This is a genomic window from Halomonas sp. GT, from assembly GCF_002082565.1.
Classification (GTDB): Bacteria; Pseudomonadota; Gammaproteobacteria; order Pseudomonadales; family Halomonadaceae; genus Vreelandella.
This window is the reverse complement of the sequence record NZ_CP020562.1, coordinates 2939155-2959800: the sequence shown is the minus strand read 5'-3', so window position 1 is coordinate 2959800 and position 20646 is coordinate 2939155. Positions and strand designations below refer to the sequence as shown.

The following is a 20646-nucleotide window of genomic DNA, read 5'->3' as shown; positions in this document are numbered from 1 at the left end:
TTTCATAATTTACCGTCCCAATACTGAAAGCACGGCGTCTATTGCCCCCCGTATACTGAATCTATCCTTTACTCCACCGGAGGTATCGTCCCATGAGTTACACCCCAAGCCGTCAGGATTTCGATCACTACATGGCGCCGAACTACTCGCCACAACAGATTATTCCAGTACGTGGCGAAGGCAGCCGCTTGTGGGATCAGCAGGGACGTGAATACATCGACTTCGCTGGTGGTATTGCGGTGAACTCGCTTGGCCACTGTCACCCGGTGCTGGTAAATGCGCTTAAAGAGCAGGGCGAAAAGCTTTGGCACTTGTCTAACGTATTCACCAACGAGCCAGCACTGGCGCTTGCCAAAACACTCACTGAGCGTACTTTTGCCGATAAAGTGTTCTTGTGCTCATCCGGTGGCGAAGCTAACGAAGCGGCGCTGAAGCTAGCTCGCCGTTGGGCGGTAGACCACCATGGCGAGCAGAAAGATAAAATTATCTCGTTTTATCAGTCTTTCCATGGCCGCACTTTCTTCACCGTGAGTGTGGGTGGTCAACCCAAGTATTCTCAAGGCTTTGGCCCAGTGCCAGGCGGCATTCTGCATGCTAACTTCAATGACCTGGAAAGCGTACGCAAGCTAGTGGGCGACGATACCTGTGCCATTATGGTTGAGCCGATGCAGGGCGAAGGTGGCATTGTTCCCGCGACCCAAGCGTTTCTTCAGGGGCTGCGTGACCTGTGCGATGAACACAATGCGCTGCTGATTTTTGACGAGGTCCAAACGGGCGTTGGCCGCAGTGGCGAACTTTACGCCTACAAAAACTTCGGTATCACCCCGGATATTCTCACCAGTGCCAAGTCACTGGGTGGTGGTTTCCCGATAGGTGCCACCTTAACCACGGATGCCATTGCGAAATCTTTAGCGATTGGTACCCATGGTTCTACTTATGGGGGTAATGCGTTGGCATCGGCGGTTGCTCTAGCGGCCGTAGAATTCATTGATACCCCTGAAGTACTTAACGGCGTTAAGCATCGTCACGATCTGTTCCGTGAGCATTTAGAAACGATTAACCGCAAACATGGCGTGTTTAAAGAGATTCGCGGCATGGGAATGCTGATGGGTGCACAAATGTCGGATGCCTTTGAAGGCCGCGCTAAAGACATTCTGCCGCTGGCTATCGAAGAGGGCGTGATGGCCCTGATTGCTGGCCCCAACGTGCTACGTATGGCGCCATCTTTAGTCATTCCAGAAAACGATATTGCTGAGGGTATGGCGCGTCTAGAGCGTGCTATTGAGCGGCTAGTTGCCAGCGCATGAGTAGGCAAGAAGCCACACAAGAGGGGGCGTTAAGGATGCTGGTAATTCGACCGGTAACAATGGCTGATCTTCCAGCCCTGGAGCAGTTGGCTGAGCACGCGGTACCGCGGCTCACCAACCTGCCCGCCAACCGTGATCGGCTTGAGGAGCGCATCGTGCGCTCCCAGGAAGCCTTTAATAGTGAAATAGAGTTCCCTGGTAACGAGCATTATATGTTTGTGCTGGCGGATGATGACCGCGAAGAAGTGCTAGGCACGGCGACTATTCGTGCCCAGGCAGGCGCAGCAGAAGCCTATTATACTTACCGGCAGGAAACGCTGATTCATGCTTCTCAACAGCTGAATGTGCGCCGGGAAGTGCAAACCTTGGCGCTTTCTCATGAAGCCTCTGATGCCACACTGCTCTGCGCGCTATCGCTTAATCCGCGCTACAAAGGCACCAGTGCAGAAAGTCTGTTACGCCGTGCGCGACTAATGTTCATTGCTCAATACCCCGAGCGTTTTTCACGCATTCTGGCGGTCGCCTTTCCGGGCTATCTGGATGGCAAAAACGAATCGCCTTTTTGGGAAAGCGTCGGTCGCCACTTTTTTGCGCGCAGCTTCCAAGAAATGAATCACATTGCGGGCGTTCGCTCGAAAAGCTTTATTGCTGAAGTGATGCCGCAATTTCCGCTTTATCTACCGTTGCTAACGCCTCAGGCACGCGCTGCCATTGGCCGAGAGCATCCTGCCCATGAAGATGCACTAGCAGAAATGCTGGCAGAAGGCTTTGTGCGCTCTCGCCATGTCGATATTTTCGACGCAGGGCCGATTGTAAAAGCCGAGCGTGAGCGATTGGAAACCTTCCGTCGTGCTGCCTGGCATCCTGTCAGGGTACGCCCTGAACACGCACTGCCCGATGCAGAGCCAGCGATGATTGCCAACCAAACCTTAGGTGATTTCCGCTGTATTGTGGCGCGTTATGCGCTTTCGCCTACTGGGCAATTAATGCTTTCACCACAGCACGCTAAACGGTTGGCTGTTGAAGAGGGGCGCGCGGTGCTGGTAGCGCCGTTAAGCCTGCCAGGCGCGGTAGATGCGCTTGATGAAGGAGAAATGTAATGCGCATTCGACCCATTGCCCGAGACGATTTGGATGGGCTCCAGGCGCTTGCGCAACAGGCAGGCGTTGGCTTTACCTCACTGCCGGATAACCGTGAGTTTTTGGCTGGAAAAATTGAAGCCGCTGCCCGTGCCTTTGAAGAGCGCACGCCAGCCGATGATCGACTCTATTTCTTTGTACTGGAAGATGAACAGAGCGGAGAATTAGCGGGCTGCTGTGCTATTGAAGGCCAAGTAGGTCGTGAAGTGCCGTTTTATAATTACCGGTTAGGTACATTGGCGCACTCCTCGGTGCAGTTAGACTTACACCGTACAATCGACACGCTATTTTTAAGCTCTGATCACACCGGCGATGCGGAAGTATGCTCGCTGTTCTTACGCCCTGAATATCGCGGCGAAGCAAATAAGCACCTACGTAATGGCGCGCTGCTTTCCAAAGCTCGCTGGCTGTTTATTGCTCAGTTTCGTGACCGTTTTCCGCAAAAAGTGCTGGCGGAAATGCGCGGCGTGTTTGATGAAAATAACACCAGCCCCTTTTGGGAAAGCCTGGGTAAACACTTTTTTCCCATGGACTTTAGTGAGGCTGATCGGTTAACCGGACTAGGCCAGAAAAGCTTTATCGGTGAGCTGATGCCTAAGTTCCCGATCTACACCACGTTTATGTCGGAAGAGGCACGTGCCTGTATTGGCCAAGTGCACCGCCATACTCGACCAGCCCTTGAAATGCTTAAGAAAGAGGGACTGCGCTGGGAAGGCTATATCGATATTTTCGATGGTGGTCCCACGGTAGAAGCCTATATTGACGACGTGCGAGCGATTCGTAATTCGCAGCTTTGCCAAGTTGAAGTTTCTCAAAACGCTCCCGACGAAAGCGTGAGCCGCTGGCTGGCAGCCACTACTGAGATGCTTAACTTCACCGCCAGTTGGATAGGCCGCGGACCCAGCGAGGAAAACACCATCGTGCTTAACCCGCAAGAAGCGGACCGCCTAGGCGTGACGACGGGTGACCACGTACGCTTATTGGAAACCTAGTTTTTCAAGAACCGTTTTTCAAAAATAGCCTTTCAAGAACAGCTTTTCGAGAACGGTTTTTAAACAGTCTTTCAAAATAAATATACATAACAAGCTCGCACAACAAGCACGCATCTGGGAAGGAGATAAACATGCACGCTCAACAGCAGCAACTGATTAACGGCGCCTGGGTAACGGGCGATGCCGACACCGTCACAAAGCACGACCCAGTTGCGGGAACTCTGCTTTGGCAAGGTGCTTCGGCCTCAAACGCACAGGTTAGCGCCGCTATCGATGCCGCGCGTGAGGCTTTCCCTGAATGGGCGCGCACTACGTTTGCGCAGCGCCAAGCACTTGTTGAGCGTTTTGTTGATGTACTTACCGCCCGTCGTGAAGAGTTAGCGATAGCAATTGCCTCTGAGACCGGCAAGCCGCTTTGGGAAGCACGAACTGAAGTCGGCGCGATGGTCGGTAAGGTGGCCTTATCTATCAAGGCTTATCATGAGCGTACTGGTGAGCGGGAAAAAGAAGTGGGTAGTGCGAAAGCCGTACTGCGCCATCGCCCCCACGGTGTCATGGCGGTCTTTGGCCCCTACAACTTCCCCGGCCACCTGCCCAATGGCCATATGGTGCCCGCGTTGCTTGCCGGTAATACCGTGGTGTTTAAGCCTAGCGACCAAACCCCGCTGACCGCCGATTTAACCCTGCAATGCTGGGTAGAGGCAGGGCTGCCTGCAGGGGTGATTAACTTAGTTCAGGGGGGTGTCTCTGTAGGCCAAGCCTTGGCAGCGCACCCCGGCATTGACGGCCTGCTGTTTACGGGTAGCGCTAAGGTGGGTGGCATGTTGCAGCAGCAGTTTGCTGGGCAGTTGGATAAAATCCTGGCGCTGGAATTGGGCGGCAACAACCCGCTGGTGGTGAAGGATGTCGACGATGAGCGTGCTGCTGTACTGACTATTCTGCAGTCGGCGTTTTTATCCGGTGGTCAGCGCTGCACCTGCGCCCGCCGCTTGATGGTGCCGCAAGGGGACGTTGGCGATCGCCTGATCGACGCGCTTTCCGACGCTATTGCCAAGCTACACGTGGCAGGGCAATTTGAAGAAGCACCGGCGGCGCCGTTCTATGGCGGCTTGGTCAGCGTGGCGGCTGCCGATGGCTTGCTTAAGGCGCAAGACGAGCTGGAAGCCCTGGGCGGTACGGTAATTAACCGGATGCAGCGCCTTAAAGAGAACACCAGCCTGTTAAGCCCGGCGCTGATTGATGTCACAGGGTTGGACGTGCCCGATGAAGAACATTTCGGCCCACTGCTGAAAATCCATCGTTACAGTGATTGGGATGAAGCGTTAGCCCTTGCCAACGATACACGCTACGGCTTGTCTGCAGGACTCATCGGTGGTGATAAAGCTGACTGGGACGACTTCCTGCTGCGCATTCGTGCGGGCATCGTGAACTGGAACCGCCAAACCACAGGGGCTTCTGGTGACGCCCCCTTTGGTGGCGTAGGCGACAGCGGTAACCACCGCCCCAGCGCTTACTATGCGGCGGACTACTGCGCTTATCCAGTGGCGTCGATGGAGGCCGATAGCTTGGAAATGCCGGAAACGCTGCCGCCAGGAGTCAACCTATGAGCGACGTGGTGAATAGTAACGTGGTTAATAACAGCGTCAGAGAAGTTAATTTTGACGGCTTGGTAGGGCCCACCCACAACTACTCCGGGCTGGCTCATGGCAACGTGGCGTCGATGAGTCATGGTGGTCTGGTGTCCAACCCTAAAGAGGGCGCACTGCAAGGGCTTCTGAAAATGAAGTCACTGATGGACGCTGGCTACGCTCAGGGCGTGTTGCCCCCTCAACAGCGTCCTGATGTGGGCGCATTACGGGATTTAGGCTTCAGCGGTAGCAATAGCGATGTGCTGAACCGTGCCGCCAAAGAGGCACCCCAACTGCTGAGGGCGGTCTGCTCAGCTTCCAGTATGTGGACGGCCAACGCAGGCACCGTTACCCCAAGTGTTGATGCGCCTGACCGCCGAGTGCATTTTACACCGGCTAACCTGCAGTCCAGTTTTCATCGCTACCTAGAGCCGCAAACCACCGGCCGTGTGCTGCAGGCTATTTTCCATGATGAGCAGCACTTTGCTCATCACCCTGTACTGCCAGCAACGCCTGCTTTTTCTGATGAGGGCGCGGCCAATCACACCCGGCTATGCGGTGAACACGGCGAGCCAGGCGTTCACCTTTTTGTGTATGGTCGCCAAGCATTTGGTGACGTGCGTAGCGGCGAGCGTGAGCCAAAACGCTTCCCTGCTCGGCAAACCTTGGAAGCCAGCCAAGCAGTGGCTCGCCAGCACGGGCTAAAGGATGCACAAACGGTGTTTGCTCAGCAGCATCCGGATGCTATCGATGCGGGGGTCTTTCACAACGATGTCATTGCCGTGGGTAATGGCCCCGTATTGCTCTATCACGAAATGGCCTTTTTGGATGAAGCGCGCACCTTAGATGAGCTGCGTAGCAAAATGTCCACACCACTGATTCCCGTGCGGGTGTCGCTAGATGCGGTGAGCATGGAAGATGCGGTAGCGTCGTACCTGTTTAACTCCCAGCTCCTTTCCAACCCGGATGGCACCATGACGCTGGTCGTGCCCAGCGAATGCCAAGAGCGTGACGCGGTTTGGCGCACGATCCAGGACTTTATTCTGGCCGGCAATAATCCGATTAGCGATGTGGTTGTTAAAGATGTTAAACAGAGCATGCGCAACGGCGGTGGCCCTGCCTGCCTGCGCCTGCGTGTAGCTTTATCGGAAGCTGAACAGGCAGCGTTGACAGGCCGCGTGTTGATGAATGATGCGCTGTACGATGATCTGACTGCTTGGGTCAACCGTCACTACCGTGATCACCTCGCGGCAGATGACCTGGCCGACCCTAAGCTCGCCACAGAAGTGCTCACGGCGTTAGATGAGCTGACGCAATTGCTAAAAGTGGGATCAGTTTACCCGTTTCAGTTGGGGTAATAAGAAGTACACCCAGCAAAAACGCCAAGGCACAGCCTTGGCGTTAATCGTATATGACTGCAACGGATTGGCTTCAAATATTTGGTAGTGCGTGGTAAACCTACAGCGCACCCGCAATGTTCGCGGCTCAGGGGGAGTGGTCAGGAGGGGAGTGTTAGTATTCGCTAAGTGCTCTAACGACTAACCACCAAAACTAGAGATCGGTATTTTGAAAAAAGTATTAATGAGTGCCTGCCTTTTAGGGAAAAAGGTTCGCTATGATGGTGGAGCCCTTCCCGTGGCTGACCAGATTATTGAGCAGTGGCATTCTGAAAGGCGAATCGTTTCTGTCTGCCCTGAGGTTGAGGCGGGGATGAGTATTCCCAGACAGCCTGCAGAGATTTTTGAAGGCAGTGGTCAGAGTGTAATAAATGGCGAAGCCGATGTGATTGAAAAAGAGGGAGCCAATGTCACTGCCGAGTTTTTGGCGGGGGCTTCCGTTGCTCTAGATTTATGCCTTAAATTTAATATAAACGTCGCGGTACTCGCTGAATTTAGCCCATCATGCGGAAGTTCCGCTATCTATGATGGTAGTTTTTCCGGTAAAAAAGTGCCTGGCATGGGAGTAACTGCCGCACTACTCCGCCAGCATGGTATTCGCGTGTTTAATCAGCATGAAATAGCGGAAGCTAATCAAGCGCTCCTTGCTACACATGGTGATTAAAGCGTTGAGAGCTAACCAGAGGCTCCCTAGCACTCGGTGTACCGCGTCTTATCGGCTTAATATCCTACGGTAAATGCTTGTTGAATATGTTTTGGCGTTTCTGCTTCATCAAGCATCGCCACCGCAAAATCCTCCATTGAAATGCGCGATTCTCCGTTCTTATCCATGACAAGAGTGTCCGAGCCAAGACGAAAGGTGCCTGTCCGTTTTCCAGGGACGAGCAGCGCTGATCAGTAAATCTTGGCCCTCAACCACCTGCGTTAGTTGGCGCGGGTCTGATATACCGGCGACACAGTAGTTTGCCTCAGCAGGCAGCTTATTACGCTGATTTTCAGTTCCTACTACGCCAGTGACGTGATGTCCTCGTGTTAACGCTTCACTCATAAGGCGTGTTCCAGCGTCGCCTGCGGCACCAATATCGCGATTTTCATGATAGTTATTCCTTGATTTAGTTAATCTAGGCTTAGTTAATCTTGGATGGGTTGTTGTTGATTTGATCAGCGCTAGGAAGCGGATTGGCTTTGCCAATGTTGAGCAGGAAAACACCTGCGCCAATTAATACGATGCCTAGTAGTAAGCCCTCAGGGGCGGCTTCTCCCTGGAGGAAGATAGCAACAGGCACCCCCACGACAGCGCCAACGGAACCCAGTAAGCTCAGGAACACAGGGCCACCGCTTTTCTGCAGCAGGAACAGTAGTAAGAACTGGCCAGCGAACACTAGCGCTTGGAGCGCAATCAGAATGATGGGCAAGTGGTGTTGAGTTGGAACATTTAATGAAAAACCCGGTAAAAACCCTACTCCTAACAGGATTACAACGGCGGCGATGAGCATGCCGGGGGCTAGCGCATCGCTGGATACGCCTTCAGGCCAGCGTAATGTTCGGTAAACGTTGCCGATGGCTAATAGCACTGGCCCAGCTAGGGCAATGAGGATCCATAAGTGATTGGCATCAGGCGAAGATAGCTTACTGGCTGCTAAGGTGATGGCACCCAACAGCGCTGACATAACGCCAGCCGCTCGAATAAATTGAAATTTTTCTATTTTCAATAACAGCGCACCAACATAGGTGAGCAGCGGCGGTAGCGTAATGATCAGCGCAACGAACCCAGCTCCCACATGTGGGATAGCGGAGAAAAAGATCAAGTTAGAGCCAGCCACGCCAAGCAGAGCGGATACTGAGTAGTACTCAACCGAGCGAAAGCTAATAGGCGGTAAATGACCGCGAAGTGCTGAAATGGTCAACAGAATTAACGCAGCCCCGGTGATTGACCAAAACAGAAACGCGAGTGCTGATAGCTGCATTTCCCCGGCAAGTTTAGCCAAATTTGTCGATAGGCCAAGTAGTGCTCCACCTGATAGTAGGTAAATCAGTGGAGCAAGCCAGACCCTTTTTGGTGAGTGTGTTGCAATTGTGTTTGATAATGTCATCAGATACGCTCTCGATTAATGTCTTGATATCAAGATATATGCCAGATTTCTTGACGTCAAGATAAATGGGCGGAACGATAATTTGGAGCGCAGTACTTCTATGGATCATGTGGATAGCATTCTTAATCAGTGGCGGCAGGAAAGGCCTGACCTTAATGTTGCACCGATGGCCACACTAGGACGGATTAAGCGACTGAACTACTGCTTAAACCGTGAACTAGAAAAAACCTGGACAAAGTACGGGCTGAACGGTGCAAGCTTTGACGTTTTGGCGACCCTTCGTCGAGAAGGCCCCCCATTTGCGTTGTCGCCAGGGGGGTTGATGGCTTCCACGATGGTGACCTCTGGCACCATGACTCATCGTATCAATCTGTTGGAAAAGGCTGGTTTGATTGAGCGGGTCAAAAACCCAGAGGATGGGCGCGGTTTTTTGATCTCTCTTTCACAGCGTGGTTTTGAATTGATTGATGAGGCGGTTACCGCTCATGTGGAAGCTCAGGCGCAGCTCACTAGCGGCTTAAGTGAAGAACAACTGGCGCAATTAGATGCTCTGCTGAAGCAGTTTTTAGCGGGATTGGAGCAACAGTAATATGTGCCATAATCGCTTACACATCGATATATGTTGCGCTCACTTATAAAAGTGTTGAGGTGTTGGAATGAGCGAGCAAACATATCTCGAAAAGTCACTCAGCGCTGCGGTTTATCCGCCATTAAAGCGAGCGCTTGGCGTTGTGGACACTACCTTGCATAGGGTTGCCGTTGATGCAGGCTGCGGAGCAGGGCGCGATGCACTATTCATGATAGAACACGGCTATTCAGTGCATGCCTTTGATAAGAGCGATAAAGCGATAGCGCGTCTGGAGGAGATTGGAGGGCGTTATATTAATCAAACTCTATTTCCTAAAGTGTCCTGCTTTGAGAGATTTGTGTACCCAAAAACTGCGCTCATTAACGCATGCTCAAGTCTGTTTTTTTGTGCCCCTGGGCTATTTGCCAGTGCTTGGCAAAACCTTACGCACTCACTATTAAAGGGCGGTGTATTCTGTGGCCATTTCATGGGGCCAGATGACAGCTGGGCAAAAATGGGACGAGGAGATTTATCGATACACGCCTATTCTGACATCCTGGCGCTTTTTAAGGATGCGTTCGCCCTGGCCGGTGATGTTGGCGGGCTGGGGCGTTAGCAGGTATATGGCCGTTGATAGAGCGTGTATTCCAGATCACATGACTCACCGCTGCTTGGAATCTAACTCTGTATTGCTCTATTCATGAACGCAGCGAGGTTCTGGGGTAGGCTGCACTTATATTTGTATTATCAAAGGCCTGACTCCTAATGAGTACTCCGAACCACTACTTTTCAGATGCTGAGAAGCACGGACTATACCGCGCCATTTATGAACGACGCGATGTGCGCTCGCAGTTTTTACCTGACCCTATTGCACCCGATATTTTGGCAAGACTGCTGAAGGCTGCCCACCACGCTCCTTCGGTTGGCTTTATGCAGCCCTGGGATTTTATTGTGATCGAAAGCCGCGAGGTGAGAGCGGCGATAGTGGCGATGTTCGAGCGAGAAAACCAAAAAGCCGCTGAGCGGTTTGAGGGAGAACGCAAGGAGCGCTACCAGGGTTTGAAACTACAAGGCATTTTAGAAAGCCCGATTAACCTCTGCATTACTTGTGATCGCAGCCGGGGAGGCCCCCATGTGCTAGGGCGCAATAGCATTGTGGATACCGACCTATTCAGCACATGTCTAGCCGTGCAAAACCTCTGGCTGGCAGCGCGGGCAGAGGGCATTGGCGTTGGCTGGGTTAGTATTCTCGATCAAGATCAACTGAGCACGGCGTTGAAGTTGCCTGAACATGTTTATCCATTGGCTTATCTTTGCCTTGGCTATGTCAGCGAGTTTTTAGATCAGCCCGAGCTGGAAGCAAAAGGGTGGCGCTCTCGGCTTTCATTAAATGAATTGGTGCATCGTGATGGCTGGGGCGGTTCGTTGGCAGAAAGCCCGCTTCTAACTGCTTTAGAATAATTGAGGCTCAAGGAAAGGAGCAAAACACTCATGTTGAATAGAAAGGCTAGCTCTCCTCGGCACATGAAAGGCACCGCGAGTCGGTCACTGTTAATAACGCTGATATTTTTCGCGCTACTGGCCGCCGCGGTCGTCATCGAAAAGCTACCCATGTGGTTGCTGTTCATCTACCTAGCGGTCAGCGTGGTGACATGTCTTGCCTATGCATTAGATAAATCCGCTGCACAAAAAAACGCGCAGCGGATTTCCGAAAATACCTTGCATGTGTTGTCACTATTGGGCGGCTGGCCTGGGGCAATGGTTGCACAGCAATGGCTTCGCCACAAAACACAAAAGCGCGCTTTCAGGCGTGTATTCTGGATGACGGTGCTGATTAACCTGGCGGCGCTAGTTAGCTGGGCATGGGCATAATTTGTGAATGACTTATTCTGTTAACGTTTATCGCCTACGCTAATAGCAGACTGCTTTTTACGCACCGATAAAGGCACCGCGATGAGCCATGCATTAACCGGGCATAACCGCCCACAACAAGTGATTGAGGCAATTCAGCAGGTGAATTCGCCGCTCAATGCAGCGCACCGCCAAGCAAAGTACGCCAAAATGGCCGTGTCTCCCTACCGATTCTTTCGTGGAACTAATCACTTGTATTGGCAAGACGTTTGGCATGACTGGCGCTTTGCGCTATTTGGTGGATGGCCTAATACCCAAACGTGGCTTCAAGGTGATGCGCACGTTTATAATTTCGGCGCTTATGGACACCACGACGACCAAGTGCGCTACGGTATGGATGACTTCGATGACGCATTGATAGGTGACTATCAATACGATGTATGGCGGCTGGCGATCAGCGTGGTACTGGACAGCCGTGAAAACGCAGGGCTAAGTTCTAAAGCGACTGACAAAGCACTGAAAAAGCTGTTAAAGGGGTACATCCACACGCTAGCTACTTATACCCAAGGAACTCTAGATAACGGTATTCTTGCTGAAGAGCAGCCCATTGATGCGGTGACTCTGGATAGTGCCAAAGGCCCACTCAAGCCTTTCATGAGCAACGTCGCCGATAAGCAGAGTCGGGCGCGCATGTTGGAAAAATGGACAACCCTCGATAGTCAGAAAGGGCGTGTGTTCGCTGAACGTTCTGGGAAGCTTGCGAACTTACCAGCAGATGTCGCCAGCCAGCTGCGTCGTTTGATTGAGCAAGAGTATCAACAAACGTTACAGCATCCGATCAAAGAGAACGACCCAAAGCACTTTCGTGTAAAAGACACCGCTCGCCGCCTGGATGCGGGAACGGGCTCGTTAGGTGTGGAGCGTTATTACGTTTTGATCGAGGGCGGTGCGGATCATGAACACGACGACGTTATCTTAGATGTTAAAGAGCAAGTAACCCCGGAAGCTTATGGCCTAATGAATAAGGCCCATCAACAGGCGTGGCGAAAGCTATTTCCTAATGAAGGCATTCGCCATGCAGCGGCATTTCATGCCATTGCAGACACCCAGATGCCTACTTGGGTTGGCTTGACCATGAATGGAAAGTTTTTTCCGGTTCGAGAGCGCTCCCGTTTAAAAAGACATGGCTACTCACAAGCTTTCAGGGGGAGTCTTACCGCAAGCTAGCGAGCCAATGGGGTGAAATTCTCGCACGTGAGCATCTGCGCGGTGCCCAGGCCATCACGTGGTCATTCAGCACCATTTGCCAACGCAGTATGCCAGCGTTTAGAAGTCGCGAAGCGCAGTTTATTGAGGTGGTGTCGACTCTAGCAATTGCCTATGCCGACTGTGTATCTCAAGACTACCAAGTGTTTGTGGAGCACTTTTTGAAGACAGATGCTGCTTAACAAACCAGGCCAACCGTGTTCATAGCGGTCTGCTGTTTACTGAATAAAAAGCCTTGATCTTCAAGGAGTCTTCCCAAATAACACAGCGGTTTCGCCCGCTGTGTTTTGCTTGATAAAGTGCTCGTCGGCAAGTCGAAGCAACTTTTTGGGTCTTGGGTGTGATCAGGGTAAGTGGCTATGCCGCAGGAAAGCGTTATTTGCCGGAGCGGTAATTCTGATGAGCAAATGCTGTCTTTGAGATGGATAGCAGTAGCGCTTTTGCCTGGATTCGGCAGCAATTCGCGATGTTTCAGGCAGCAAGGCAACAAATTCCTCCCCTCCGAAGCGGCAGATGACGTCGAGATCGCGTAGGTGTTGTCGCAGCAGCCGTGAAATCTCTACCAAAACGGCGTCTCCTGCATCATGACCAAAATCGTCGTTATCTGTTTGAAATAGTCCACATCCAGCATGAGTATAGAGAGTTGGCTGGTATGCTGTGTACCTGCTGGCACTGGTGCTCATATGCGGGTGTCGAAATGACGACGATTATGCAGCCCGTTAAAGGATCTTTGCGGGATAGCTATCTAACTCCTGAACGAGTCGGTCAAGGTCAGCAGTACGGGACGCTACTTGTGCTCAAGGGTTTCATTCGCTAGCGCAAGCTGTTGTTGAGTGTGGCGATAATGCCATAGAAAAATAGCAGCGTTTGCGACAGCGAAAGCTAACGTGCCATAGCTCAATGGAACGCTGCGCCAGGTCACAAAGCCGTGGGCAACAATCATATCGGCTAGCAGCAATGGTGCATAAAACATAAAGCTCACTACAGTAGCCGCTGTTCGAGCGTCAACCGTTGAAAGCGCATCAGTGCGAGCACCAGCATCATAGGAAGTGTGATGGCTAGCATTACGTCAAAGATGGGAAACGTGAGTGAAAGGCTGATGACACCAAGCTGCACCAAACTCATAGCGAAAACGAGGTATATTGAGTGGATAACCCATAACCGTGTTATCCACCGTTTTGCAGTGCCTTCCAGCCAGTCGCTGAGTAGCAACCCCAATGCCACTGGCAGGGTATAGTAACTTCCGGCGCGCAGCATGTCCCAACCCAGAGCGCCATCTGAAATTAGCTGGCGAGCTGGCGTTTCAGCAAGCAACATTAGCCCTGAGGCAAAGGCAAAAAGCGCAATGGCACCGAAGCCTTGGCGCTGCGGTCCTATCAAAGCGAAAATAGCCGCCAGGATCGCTAGTACCATTACCAGTGCACTCACGCCAAGATCTTGAGCAGAGTCATGAATGACTTGTTTCAGTACATCAATACGCTCCATTACCTGGACTTGGCCCCATAAGCCAATGCTGGTGTAGTACGAATAGAGTCGAAAGGTGAGTGGTTGCCCGGCGGCATCGTCGGGTAAATCGATCATATGCCACGGCCAGCCAGCAAAGTCTCCTTTTCCCTGATCGTCAAACTCGCCGTATTGATAGATGAGTTCGTCGCCCAGATAAACCTGCCCGATAAGGTTAATGCTGGTAATAAAGAGAACAGGGTCGTTCCAGTCGCCAGCGGGCAGTGTTGTGCGTAACCAGAGATGCTCGTGCCCCTCGCGGCCGGGCGGGTTGGAGGGGAATCAATGGTTTGCCATTCTGCTGTAGTGCTTTGTAGCCAACGTGGATGGCTATTTGAATCCTGTGGAGAGTCGCCCCAGCGATACTCCCAACTTTGCAGTGGTTGTGGCGGGGAAGCAGCGAAAAGCCCACTTGGAAGCATCACAAGCGTGGTCAGTATAAGGAGCAGCTGAGTGCAATGACGTATGGCAAGCCAACGAGGCAGCATGATGAACGTCTAATCTCCTGATTATGATCCCTCTGCTGATAAGTACTTCAATCAAAGCCTGAGAGCTGATTGAGGCGCACATGAGGCAAACACTAAAGCATCTTCCCAGTTTAACTAAAAATATGCCTAAGGCGATGGTAGTTCCTTCAACGTTAAGAAATGTTTCGGAGAGAAGGAGAGAAGGAGAGAAGGAGAGAAGGAGAGAAGGAGATAAGGAGAGAAGGAGAGAAGGAGATAAGGAGACTGAGCCTCTGCTGGCCCAGCCTTGGCAAGTTTTGCGTAGCTGATTGAAATAGCAACCAGCGCCGTATTATTGAACTAGCATGTTAAGTGGATGCGCCGCCGACGATGCCACTGCGAAAGCCGTTCTCGCTGCTGTTGCGATTTTTTAAATGATTAGCGACAGTATCTTCAGGTGATCCCGCCATTTCACGGAACATGCCCATTGACCCCAGTAGAGCAGAGGATTCGTAAGGCACGAATACCCGCTCACCATCTTTCGCCATGTTGGGGAGCCCTTTGATATAGCTTTGGCCAAGTAGATAGCCCACCACGGTGCGCTTGTTCTCTTCGCTGTCGCCGATGGCGCTAAGCACGAGCTTAATGGATTCCTGCTCACCTTGAGCGCGTAAAATTGCCGACTCTTTATCACCCTGGGCGTTAAGAATGGCTGATTCACGCTGGCCTTGAGCCATTGCAATGGCCGCAGATTTTTCACCTTCTGCTTCTGTCACTGTCGCGCGGCGTTTACGCTCAGCGGCCATCTGCAGGCGCATTGCAGACTCCACCTCTTCTGGCATGGCGATATCTTGCACCTCTACCGGGATATTTTGACACCCCACTTGGAAGCGGGCTCTTCCATCGCTGCCTGGATTTCATTGTTAACTTCGGCACGAGACTCAAACAGTTTATCTAGTTCCATTTTACCGACCACTGAGCGAAGTGTGGTTTTCGCTAAGACCTCGACGGCTTGACTCATATTCTCTACTTCATAGACAGCCCGTTTAGGGTCGATAATTTGATAGTAAAGAGCACCATTGATTCTCACGGTGACGTTATCCGTGGTGACGACCGGTTGGCCAGGGAAGTCCATGACCGTTTCACGGCGGTCAATACGGATTTCATCGCTGGTAATCGCTGTGTAATCTTCGCCCATCTTGCGATAACGCAACATCGTGATCGCGCGTGGCTGCTCAATAAACGGAATAATGATATTGATGCCGCTTTCAAGCACGCGATGAAAGGAACCTAGTCGTTCAATCACCATCACTTCTGATTGGCGAACAATGACCAATCCTTTTGAGATGATGAGCACGCCAATAACGACAATAATCAGGCTGATGATCAGGCCTGGGCTAATTGATAAATCCATGAGATTATTCATGTTTATGGCTCCTTGCGTGGGGAAATTGCATCCTGGGGGCTAGCGCCTGATGAAGGTGTCAGCGTCACTAAGGCCGTTGTACCTTCAAAGCGTTTAAAGATGACTCGTGTTCCTGGTGGCAGTTCGGTCTCACCGCTCTCGATAAGACGTAAACGGTAAAAATCACCGTTCACTATAATGCCGGTTGCGTTGTCAAAGTCGCGAACCAGCGTTTTGTAGTGGTTACCTTTTTCAACGCCTGTACCGGTCGTGCCGTAGGCAACGCCTTTTGGCGAGAAGCGCGGGCGAATTACCATAACGCCCAAAGGTACTAAGACACCTGCGAAAATCCCCATGCTAAGCAACTGCCAGGGCAGTGATAATCCCAGTGCAGTTACCGCAGCGGTTAGCGCTGCAGCAATTCCCAGTGCAAGCAGTAACATTGCACCAGAGGTTAATTCTGCAAGACTTAGCAACAGGGCAATCACCAGCCAAGTATAAGCAGGATTCCAGTCCATGTGTGCTCCCATGCAGTCTGTGGTTGAAGTTGTCCACTAGCGTAACCTACTCGACGCATATTGACCTGTGTGCTGCCTATAGGTTTTACACTCTAAGCTTTACGGTTTCGTGCTTTTATCACTCGTCAGGAGAGTTGCTGTGATGCTCGATGATGCAAAGTTTAAGTTAGCTAATGCGCGGTTGTTTAGTCCTTTGAAAGTAGCAGTGGGTGCTTGCGCCGTGGTGGGCTTGACGGCGACTCCCTCCCTTTTTGCTGACCACCATAACAGTGATAACCACCAAGTGGGCCATGGCCACCATAGTGCTTCGGTTCTGGAGCAGCGTGATAGCCCAGCTGTTAACGCTTATCAAGCTGCCAATGATCGTATGCATGAAGATATGGCTATGTCATTTACGGGCGACCCGGATGTAGATTTCGCCAAAGGCATGATTCCCCATCATGAGGGCGCCATCGCCATGGCAGAGATTGTGCTGGAGTATGGTGAAGATCCTGAAATTCGCCAATTAGCGGAGGATATTGTTGCAGCTCAAGAGAGTGAAATTGCCTTCCTTCGCGAATGGTTGGAACAGAACGGCTACTAATTAGTGATTTCATTACCCTAGCGATGAGCCGAGTATTCACAGGAGTGCTATCCTGCTCGCCTTATTAAGCATGTCTCCAAGGAGAGCCGCGTGTCGGGTGTGATTTACTGGTTGGATATGGCGGGTGTCATCGTATTTGCCTTGTCAGGTGTGATTTTGGCCTGCCGTTCGCGAATGGATCCCTTCGGTATGTTGGTGCTGGCGGCGGTGACCGGTATTGGCGGCGGCACGCTCAGGGATTTGGTGCTAGGCGTTCGCCCGGTCTTCTGGGTGACTGATCCGACCTATTTGTGGGTGATATTAGCCACAGTCGGTGTGTCCTTGGTGGGGTTTCACTATATTCATCGCCTTTCTCGCGGCTTTCTACCCGTTGCTGATGCGTTTGGGCTGGCACTTTTTACTGTCATCGGCACTCATAAAGCACTGCTGCTGGGCACATCCGGCGTTGTGGCGGTATTAATGGGTATGATGACCGGTGTGGCAGGTGGCATGATTCGTGATGTGCTAGCCCAGCGAGTGCCCATGGTGCTCCGTGAAGAGATCTATGCAACGGCAGCCCTGGCGGGTGGCATTGTGTACGTGGCGTTCGATGCGTTAGAAGCACCACTAACTGTTGCGATTGCAGCCGCCTTAACAGTGACTCTCGGGTTGCGCCTAGCGGCGATTCACTGGCACCTAGCGCTACCGGTATTTGCTTGGGTAACTCTACCACCGAAAACGCAAGATGAGGCTTCGGCACCGCTATCAACCCCTCAGAAAGCCAAAGAGCGGGTACGGATGATCCGGCGAGAGCGTAAAAAGCGTTAGCCCAGCAGCCTTCCTTTGACTATAACGCTAAAGGAGGGCGTTCTTTTCCTTCCTAACCTCTTTTCTTTCCTAGCTTCTTTTTTTCGTCGCTATTTTCTCTTTCGTTTATTTTTAAAACGCATTAGCTTCTCGCCAGCGATCAAACCAGCGTCTTGGTTGCAGTACCTTTAACGTGGGTTCGCTGTCGATCAGCTCTACGCCTATCCCTAGTGCGCCAAGGTGTGCGTAGAGCGCACCATTGGCGCTTTTGTCGGATAATGTGACATCTGAAAGCAGTAAAAGTGGACCGCCGGTAAGCGTGAGGTTATGTAGGCGTATGCGTTCGCCGTTGATCTGAAGCTGCGCGTTACCGTTAATGCCATGTACGTTTAATAACCGCCCCAGCCAGTCACTTTGCCTGGCGCGGGCTAAGAAGAGCCGCGCCAATAGCCCTGTGTCACGCATGCCAAGGCGCAGTTGGCTGGTTAAACTGATGGGGTCATCCCACTCAAGTTGTGCTTCTTCCATTGTTAGCTGCACCCACCAGCCCGCATCTTGTGCACCTTCCGAGCTTTGCCGGAAGACGTTTTCAAGACGCAGGAACGAGTCATTGGCGTTGAAGCGCCGTGTTTCTAGATCACCTTCGGTGAGTTGCAGGTGTAATTCAACATCGCCCTTTAGTTGCTGATCAAGTAGCGCTAGTTCGGCGCCAAATGCACGTAGTGTCATGTCTCCCTGAGCGGTAAGTCCATCCAGTAGCCATTCGCTGGTTAGGCTGGCTTGGCCGCCCAATAAGGTAACCCCGGCATTTTCAGGTAAATAACGGTTATAGCGAGTGAAGTCGGGCACCTCCGTAATAGGCAGCGCGATGCGAGTAGTGAAAAAATCGGGCTCTGGCGCTTCAAGCACGTCACTAAAACGTTCAGTCTCGGTCGTAAGGGCAAAGTGGCGACCTTCCAAATGGGGGCGGTCATCGTCCTGTCGCATAAGCGCAAAGTGGGGAATCCCAAGCGAAAGCTGGGCCTGTTCAGAGGTGGCGAGTTGGGCCGTCAGTTCGCCGCGCCCCGTAGCGACATAATCTAAAAATGCCACCTCAAGCTGATTGGCATTCACTCGCAGGCGGGTGGGGGCTAGTAAACGGTCATTGCGAAAAGCCCCCTGAGCGAACAGTTGGCCGTTGCCCGCAACTGACAAGCCATGGGCGTCGGGTAAAAAGATATTTAAGAATCCCAGCCGCTGAATGCTACCTTCGAGTGAAAACTCACCACTGAGCGGTTTATCTTCATCACCGTTACTGGCGCTGCGCTGAAAGCGGCCGTCATTGAGTACTAGAATGCTCTCTAATTGCTCGTTGGTAGACTGCATATCCGCCACTTGCCAGCGTAGTCGTGAGCCGCTGATATCAAGCCTTGTGCCGTCCAAAGCCGCTTGGCGAATGGCTAACCTAAGCTGTGCGTTGCTTTCCAGTTCACCCTTCTGTTCGGTGTGTTGCCAGCGGGTGGCTAATTGCTCTCCTTCTAAAATGATCTCACCGCGCATTTGCTCGGTGTTGAAGTCGAGCCGTCCACTGCTAGTCGCTTGGCCGCTAAGTAACTGTAATGGTGCTGGGTCGGGCATGGCGGCTTTAAGATAGGTTTGTAACACGCTAATGTCGGGTAAACGCGCGGATTGCCAAGTAAGGCGAGCAGTGGCGTTTTCTCGCGCTAGCGCTGGGTCCAGTGGGCTAAGCGCATTCAGCGTAATAGCAGCCTCCGCCATCAACGTTCGTTGATGGTGGATAAGGGTGGCTTCAGTGAAGGTAAGCGTCGCGTCTATCGCCTCTTCGTTTGACAGTTGTGCGGCCAATGAGCCGCTTCCTTGAGCCGTGAAATCAAGTAAATTAGCCGCAAGTGTTGGCGCTTGAATTGCTAACGATGCGTGATAAGGCTTGGCGTCACGTAGTGTCACGCTAGCCTCAATTTGACCGTTACCGGCAAGCCGAACTCCTTGGCCGTCAAATGTATGTGCCAAGTAGCGGTCAAGCATATCCAGGCGAGTGACCTCGCCCTGTAGTTCAAGTGAGGCGCCAGTGGGAAGGTCTAGTTGGTCTAGGCGCTGATTGGGCATGCTGGTCGCTAGGTGAAGTTGCGTATTGGTGGCGTAAGGGTGGGTATCCGCCAAAACGACATTGATGAGCTGCGTTGAAAAGTTAAGCTCATCGTTTTCTACCGCCAAGCGCACAGTTCCTTCGCCAACGGCAGTGTGGAACGGAGGTGGCGCTTCTGCAATCAACCAGTGCAGCTCGTCTGAATCGCGCGGTTTCAAACGCTGTTCGTTCACCGATAAGCGCAATTCAGGCGCATTTAAGGTTAGCTCGCTACCACGCTGTAGCTCGCCATCGCTTAGGTTAAGCTCACCCGCTAAGTTGCCGTGGCCATCAAGTGTCAGCCAGGGCAGCGCTTCTAAGTAGGGCATAAATACGTCCCAAGCATCTGCTTGCGCCTCGATGGTCAGTTGTGCCGACAGGGCGCTGAGTAGCTCAGTAGTGAGCTCTTCGCGGGGAATTTGCGCGGTAGTAACACTGTCCAGAGATGCATCTGCGCGTAACTGGATATTTTGTACTAACGAAGCTTGGTCGCTAAGGCGTGTTAGGCGACCTTGGCTGATATCCAACGATACACTTGGAACAGCTAACGCCGCGCGACTTAGTTGGGTATCTGCCACCTGAAGTTGGCCTTGTGCCTCAAGAGCAATATCGCCTACAGTCAAGCGGCGAAGTCCGTTAGCATCGAGTGCCTGTATGTGTAGCTCACCGCGCAGAAGTGCCAGTAACGATAGCGAAAGCGTTGCACGTTGAGCTTCAACAGATACCGGCAAACTATTGTCTTCCCGAGCCAAGTAAAGGTTTTCTACTTCCCAGCGCCCTGGGTGAAGGCTGTTTGCATTTGTCCAGCGTACTTCGACCCCCTCAATCTGAGAAAGCCGTTTGGGTAACCATTGGCTATTCAGTAGCCAAGTACTGCCAAATATCCATACTAATGCCGCTACCAAAGCGCTTAACAGCGTGAATATCAGGATACGGGGTAGACGTTTTGACCTAGTGCTTTCTTTCGGCATACGGGCTTCCTTGCAGATGACTCCTGTCGGCGCGTGTTTTATGGCATTATGCGCGTCGTGGGGCCGTA

The 20646-nt window shown here is 52.1% G+C and carries 19 protein-coding genes and 2 pseudogenes; 13 read left to right on the top strand and 8 right to left on the bottom strand.

Annotated elements, in window-relative coordinates; genetic code table 11:
• Positions 1-92 precede the first annotated feature (92 nt).
• The 6 genes from B6A39_RS13665 (at position 93) to B6A39_RS13640 (ending at position 7127) form a co-directional block, all read left to right on the top strand.
• Entirely contained in the window at positions 93-1307 is a 1215-nt protein-coding gene (locus B6A39_RS13665; RefSeq protein ID WP_083006580.1) for an aspartate aminotransferase family protein, read from the top strand.
• Between the two features lie 35 nt (positions 1308-1342).
• Complete coding sequence (locus B6A39_RS13660; RefSeq protein WP_038477333.1) at positions 1343-2407, top strand: arginine N-succinyltransferase; 1065 nt, start codon at positions 1343-1345, stop codon at positions 2405-2407.
• On the top strand, positions 2407-3438 hold the full coding sequence (astA, locus tag B6A39_RS13655) for an arginine N-succinyltransferase (RefSeq protein WP_083006578.1): 1032 nt from the start codon (positions 2407-2409) through the stop codon (positions 3436-3438). Before B6A39_RS13660 ends, astA begins: the two co-directional genes overlap by 1 nt.
• A 131-nt stretch (positions 3439-3569) precedes the next feature.
• The gene (gene astD / locus B6A39_RS13650) at positions 3570-5045 is read left to right on the top strand and encodes a succinylglutamate-semialdehyde dehydrogenase (RefSeq protein ID WP_083006577.1); all 1476 of its coding nucleotides are present in this window, start codon (positions 3570-3572) and stop codon (positions 5043-5045) included.
• Entirely contained in the window at positions 5042-6424 is a 1383-nt protein-coding gene (gene astB, locus B6A39_RS13645) for an N-succinylarginine dihydrolase (RefSeq protein WP_083006575.1), read from the top strand. The genes astD and astB overlap by 4 nt, the downstream gene beginning before the upstream one ends.
• Positions 6425-6632: 208 nt before the next feature.
• Positions 6633-7127, top strand: coding sequence for a DUF523 domain-containing protein (locus B6A39_RS13640; protein ID WP_232318714.1), 495 nt, complete (start codon positions 6633-6635; stop codon positions 7125-7127).
• 159 nt (positions 7128-7286) lie between these two features.
• Here B6A39_RS13640 and B6A39_RS13635 read toward each other — a convergent pair whose 3' ends face one another.
• Both B6A39_RS13635 and B6A39_RS13630 read right to left on the bottom strand, forming a co-directional pair.
• Positions 7287-7511: an NAD(P)H-binding protein gene (locus B6A39_RS13635; RefSeq protein ID WP_232318713.1), complete on the bottom strand. Its 225-nt coding sequence runs from the start codon at positions 7509-7511 to the stop codon at positions 7287-7289.
• A gap of 79 nt (positions 7512-7590) precedes the next feature.
• Positions 7591-8556 carry a DMT family transporter gene (locus B6A39_RS13630; RefSeq protein ID WP_083006571.1) on the bottom strand — a complete coding sequence of 322 codons (966 nt, stop codon included), beginning with the start codon at positions 8554-8556 and terminating at the stop codon, positions 7591-7593.
• Between the two features lie 100 nt (positions 8557-8656).
• Between B6A39_RS13630 and B6A39_RS13625 the strand changes: the two genes are divergently transcribed.
• The 5 genes and pseudogenes from B6A39_RS13625 to B6A39_RS13605 all read left to right on the top strand — a co-directional run bounded on the left by B6A39_RS13625 (position 8657) and on the right by B6A39_RS13605 (position 12423).
• Positions 8657-9145, top strand: coding sequence for a MarR family winged helix-turn-helix transcriptional regulator (locus B6A39_RS13625; RefSeq protein ID WP_083006569.1), 489 nt, complete (start codon positions 8657-8659; stop codon positions 9143-9145).
• Between the two features lie 67 nt (positions 9146-9212).
• A complete protein-coding gene (locus tag B6A39_RS13620; RefSeq protein WP_083006567.1) occupies positions 9213-9740 on the top strand; it encodes an SAM-dependent methyltransferase in 528 nt (175 codons plus the stop codon).
• A gap of 149 nt (positions 9741-9889) precedes the next feature.
• Positions 9890-10585, top strand: a complete 696-nt coding sequence (gene bluB, locus B6A39_RS13615) for a 5,6-dimethylbenzimidazole synthase (RefSeq protein WP_083006566.1) — start codon at positions 9890-9892, stop codon at positions 10583-10585.
• A gap of 30 nt (positions 10586-10615) precedes the next feature.
• Positions 10616-10996: a DUF1294 domain-containing protein gene (locus B6A39_RS13610; protein WP_083006564.1), complete on the top strand. Its 381-nt coding sequence runs from the start codon at positions 10616-10618 to the stop codon at positions 10994-10996.
• An 81-nt stretch (positions 10997-11077) separates the two neighbouring features.
• Positions 11078-12423, top strand: a pseudogene (locus B6A39_RS13605) (DUF2252 family protein).
• A 162-nt stretch (positions 12424-12585) separates the two neighbouring features.
• Here B6A39_RS13605 and B6A39_RS19150 read toward each other — a convergent pair.
• The 5 genes and pseudogenes from B6A39_RS19150 to B6A39_RS13585 all read right to left on the bottom strand — a co-directional run bounded on the left by B6A39_RS19150 (position 12586) and on the right by B6A39_RS13585 (position 16113).
• Positions 12586-12924, bottom strand: a complete 339-nt coding sequence (locus B6A39_RS19150; protein ID WP_269747942.1) for a diguanylate cyclase — start codon at positions 12922-12924, stop codon at positions 12586-12588.
• A 104-nt stretch (positions 12925-13028) separates the two neighbouring features.
• Positions 13029-13214: a hypothetical protein gene (locus B6A39_RS19075; RefSeq protein WP_232318710.1), complete on the bottom strand. Its 186-nt coding sequence runs from the start codon at positions 13212-13214 to the stop codon at positions 13029-13031.
• A gap of 8 nt (positions 13215-13222) precedes the next feature.
• On the bottom strand, positions 13223-13822 hold the full coding sequence (locus tag B6A39_RS19070) for a hypothetical protein (protein ID WP_232318709.1): 600 nt from the start codon (positions 13820-13822) through the stop codon (positions 13223-13225).
• 736 nt (positions 13823-14558) lie between these two features.
• Positions 14559-15604, bottom strand: a pseudogene (locus B6A39_RS13590) (SPFH domain-containing protein).
• Positions 15605-15618: 14 nt separating this feature from the next.
• Positions 15619-16113 carry an NfeD family protein gene (locus tag B6A39_RS13585; protein WP_083006560.1) on the bottom strand — a complete coding sequence of 165 codons (495 nt, stop codon included), beginning with the start codon at positions 16111-16113 and terminating at the stop codon, positions 15619-15621.
• 142 nt (positions 16114-16255) lie between these two features.
• Here B6A39_RS13585 and copM point away from each other — a divergent pair, with 142 nt between their 5' ends.
• A complete protein-coding gene (gene copM, locus B6A39_RS13580; RefSeq protein WP_083006558.1) occupies positions 16256-16696 on the top strand; it encodes a CopM family metallochaperone in 441 nt (146 codons plus the stop codon).
• Between the two features lie 90 nt (positions 16697-16786).
• Positions 16787-17503 carry a trimeric intracellular cation channel family protein gene (locus B6A39_RS13575; RefSeq protein ID WP_083006556.1) on the top strand — a complete coding sequence of 239 codons (717 nt, stop codon included), beginning with the start codon at positions 16787-16789 and terminating at the stop codon, positions 17501-17503.
• Between the two features lie 111 nt (positions 17504-17614).
• On the opposite strand, the gene B6A39_RS13570 is transcribed toward B6A39_RS13575, so the two are convergent.
• Positions 17615-20578: a hypothetical protein gene (locus tag B6A39_RS13570; protein ID WP_083006554.1), complete on the bottom strand. Its 2964-nt coding sequence runs from the start codon at positions 20576-20578 to the stop codon at positions 17615-17617.
• Between the last annotated feature and the right edge of the window lie 68 nt (positions 20579-20646).

What these genes read in the sequence shown, in the direction of transcription:
- B6A39_RS13665 (WP_083006580.1), top strand. Translation starts at nt 93, where the DNA reads ATGAGTTACACCCCAAGCCGTCAGGATTTCGATCACTACATGGCGCCG.
- B6A39_RS13660 (WP_038477333.1), top strand. Translation starts at nt 1,343, where the DNA reads ATGCTGGTAATTCGACCGGTAACAATGGCTGATCTTCCAGCCCTGGAG.
- astA (WP_083006578.1), top strand. Translation starts at nt 2,407, where the DNA reads ATGCGCATTCGACCCATTGCCCGAGACGATTTGGATGGGCTCCAGGCG.
- astD (WP_083006577.1), top strand. Translation starts at nt 3,570, where the DNA reads ATGCACGCTCAACAGCAGCAACTGATTAACGGCGCCTGGGTAACGGGC.
- astB (WP_083006575.1), top strand. Translation starts at nt 5,042, where the DNA reads ATGAGCGACGTGGTGAATAGTAACGTGGTTAATAACAGCGTCAGAGAA.
- B6A39_RS13635 (WP_232318713.1), bottom strand. Translation starts at nt 7,511, where the DNA reads ATGAGTGAAGCGTTAACACGAGGACATCACGTCACTGGCGTAGTAGGA.
- B6A39_RS13630 (WP_083006571.1), bottom strand. Translation starts at nt 8,556, where the DNA reads ATGACATTATCAAACACAATTGCAACACACTCACCAAAAAGGGTCTGG.
- B6A39_RS13625 (WP_083006569.1), top strand. Translation starts at nt 8,657, where the DNA reads ATGGATCATGTGGATAGCATTCTTAATCAGTGGCGGCAGGAAAGGCCT.
- B6A39_RS13620 (WP_083006567.1), top strand. Translation starts at nt 9,213, where the DNA reads ATGAGCGAGCAAACATATCTCGAAAAGTCACTCAGCGCTGCGGTTTAT.
- bluB (WP_083006566.1), top strand. Translation starts at nt 9,890, where the DNA reads ATGAGTACTCCGAACCACTACTTTTCAGATGCTGAGAAGCACGGACTA.
- B6A39_RS13610 (WP_083006564.1), top strand. Translation starts at nt 10,616, where the DNA reads ATGTTGAATAGAAAGGCTAGCTCTCCTCGGCACATGAAAGGCACCGCG.
- B6A39_RS19150 (WP_269747942.1), bottom strand. Translation starts at nt 12,924, where the DNA reads ATGAGCACCAGTGCCAGCAGGTACACAGCATACCAGCCAACTCTCTAT.
- B6A39_RS19075 (WP_232318710.1), bottom strand. Translation starts at nt 13,214, where the DNA reads ATGTTTTATGCACCATTGCTGCTAGCCGATATGATTGTTGCCCACGGC.
- B6A39_RS19070 (WP_232318709.1), bottom strand. Translation starts at nt 13,822, where the DNA reads ATGATCGATTTACCCGACGATGCCGCCGGGCAACCACTCACCTTTCGA.
- B6A39_RS13585 (WP_083006560.1), bottom strand. Translation starts at nt 16,113, where the DNA reads ATGGACTGGAATCCTGCTTATACTTGGCTGGTGATTGCCCTGTTGCTA.
- copM (WP_083006558.1), top strand. Translation starts at nt 16,256, where the DNA reads ATGCTCGATGATGCAAAGTTTAAGTTAGCTAATGCGCGGTTGTTTAGT.
- B6A39_RS13570 (WP_083006554.1), bottom strand. Translation starts at nt 20,578, where the DNA reads ATGCCGAAAGAAAGCACTAGGTCAAAACGTCTACCCCGTATCCTGATA.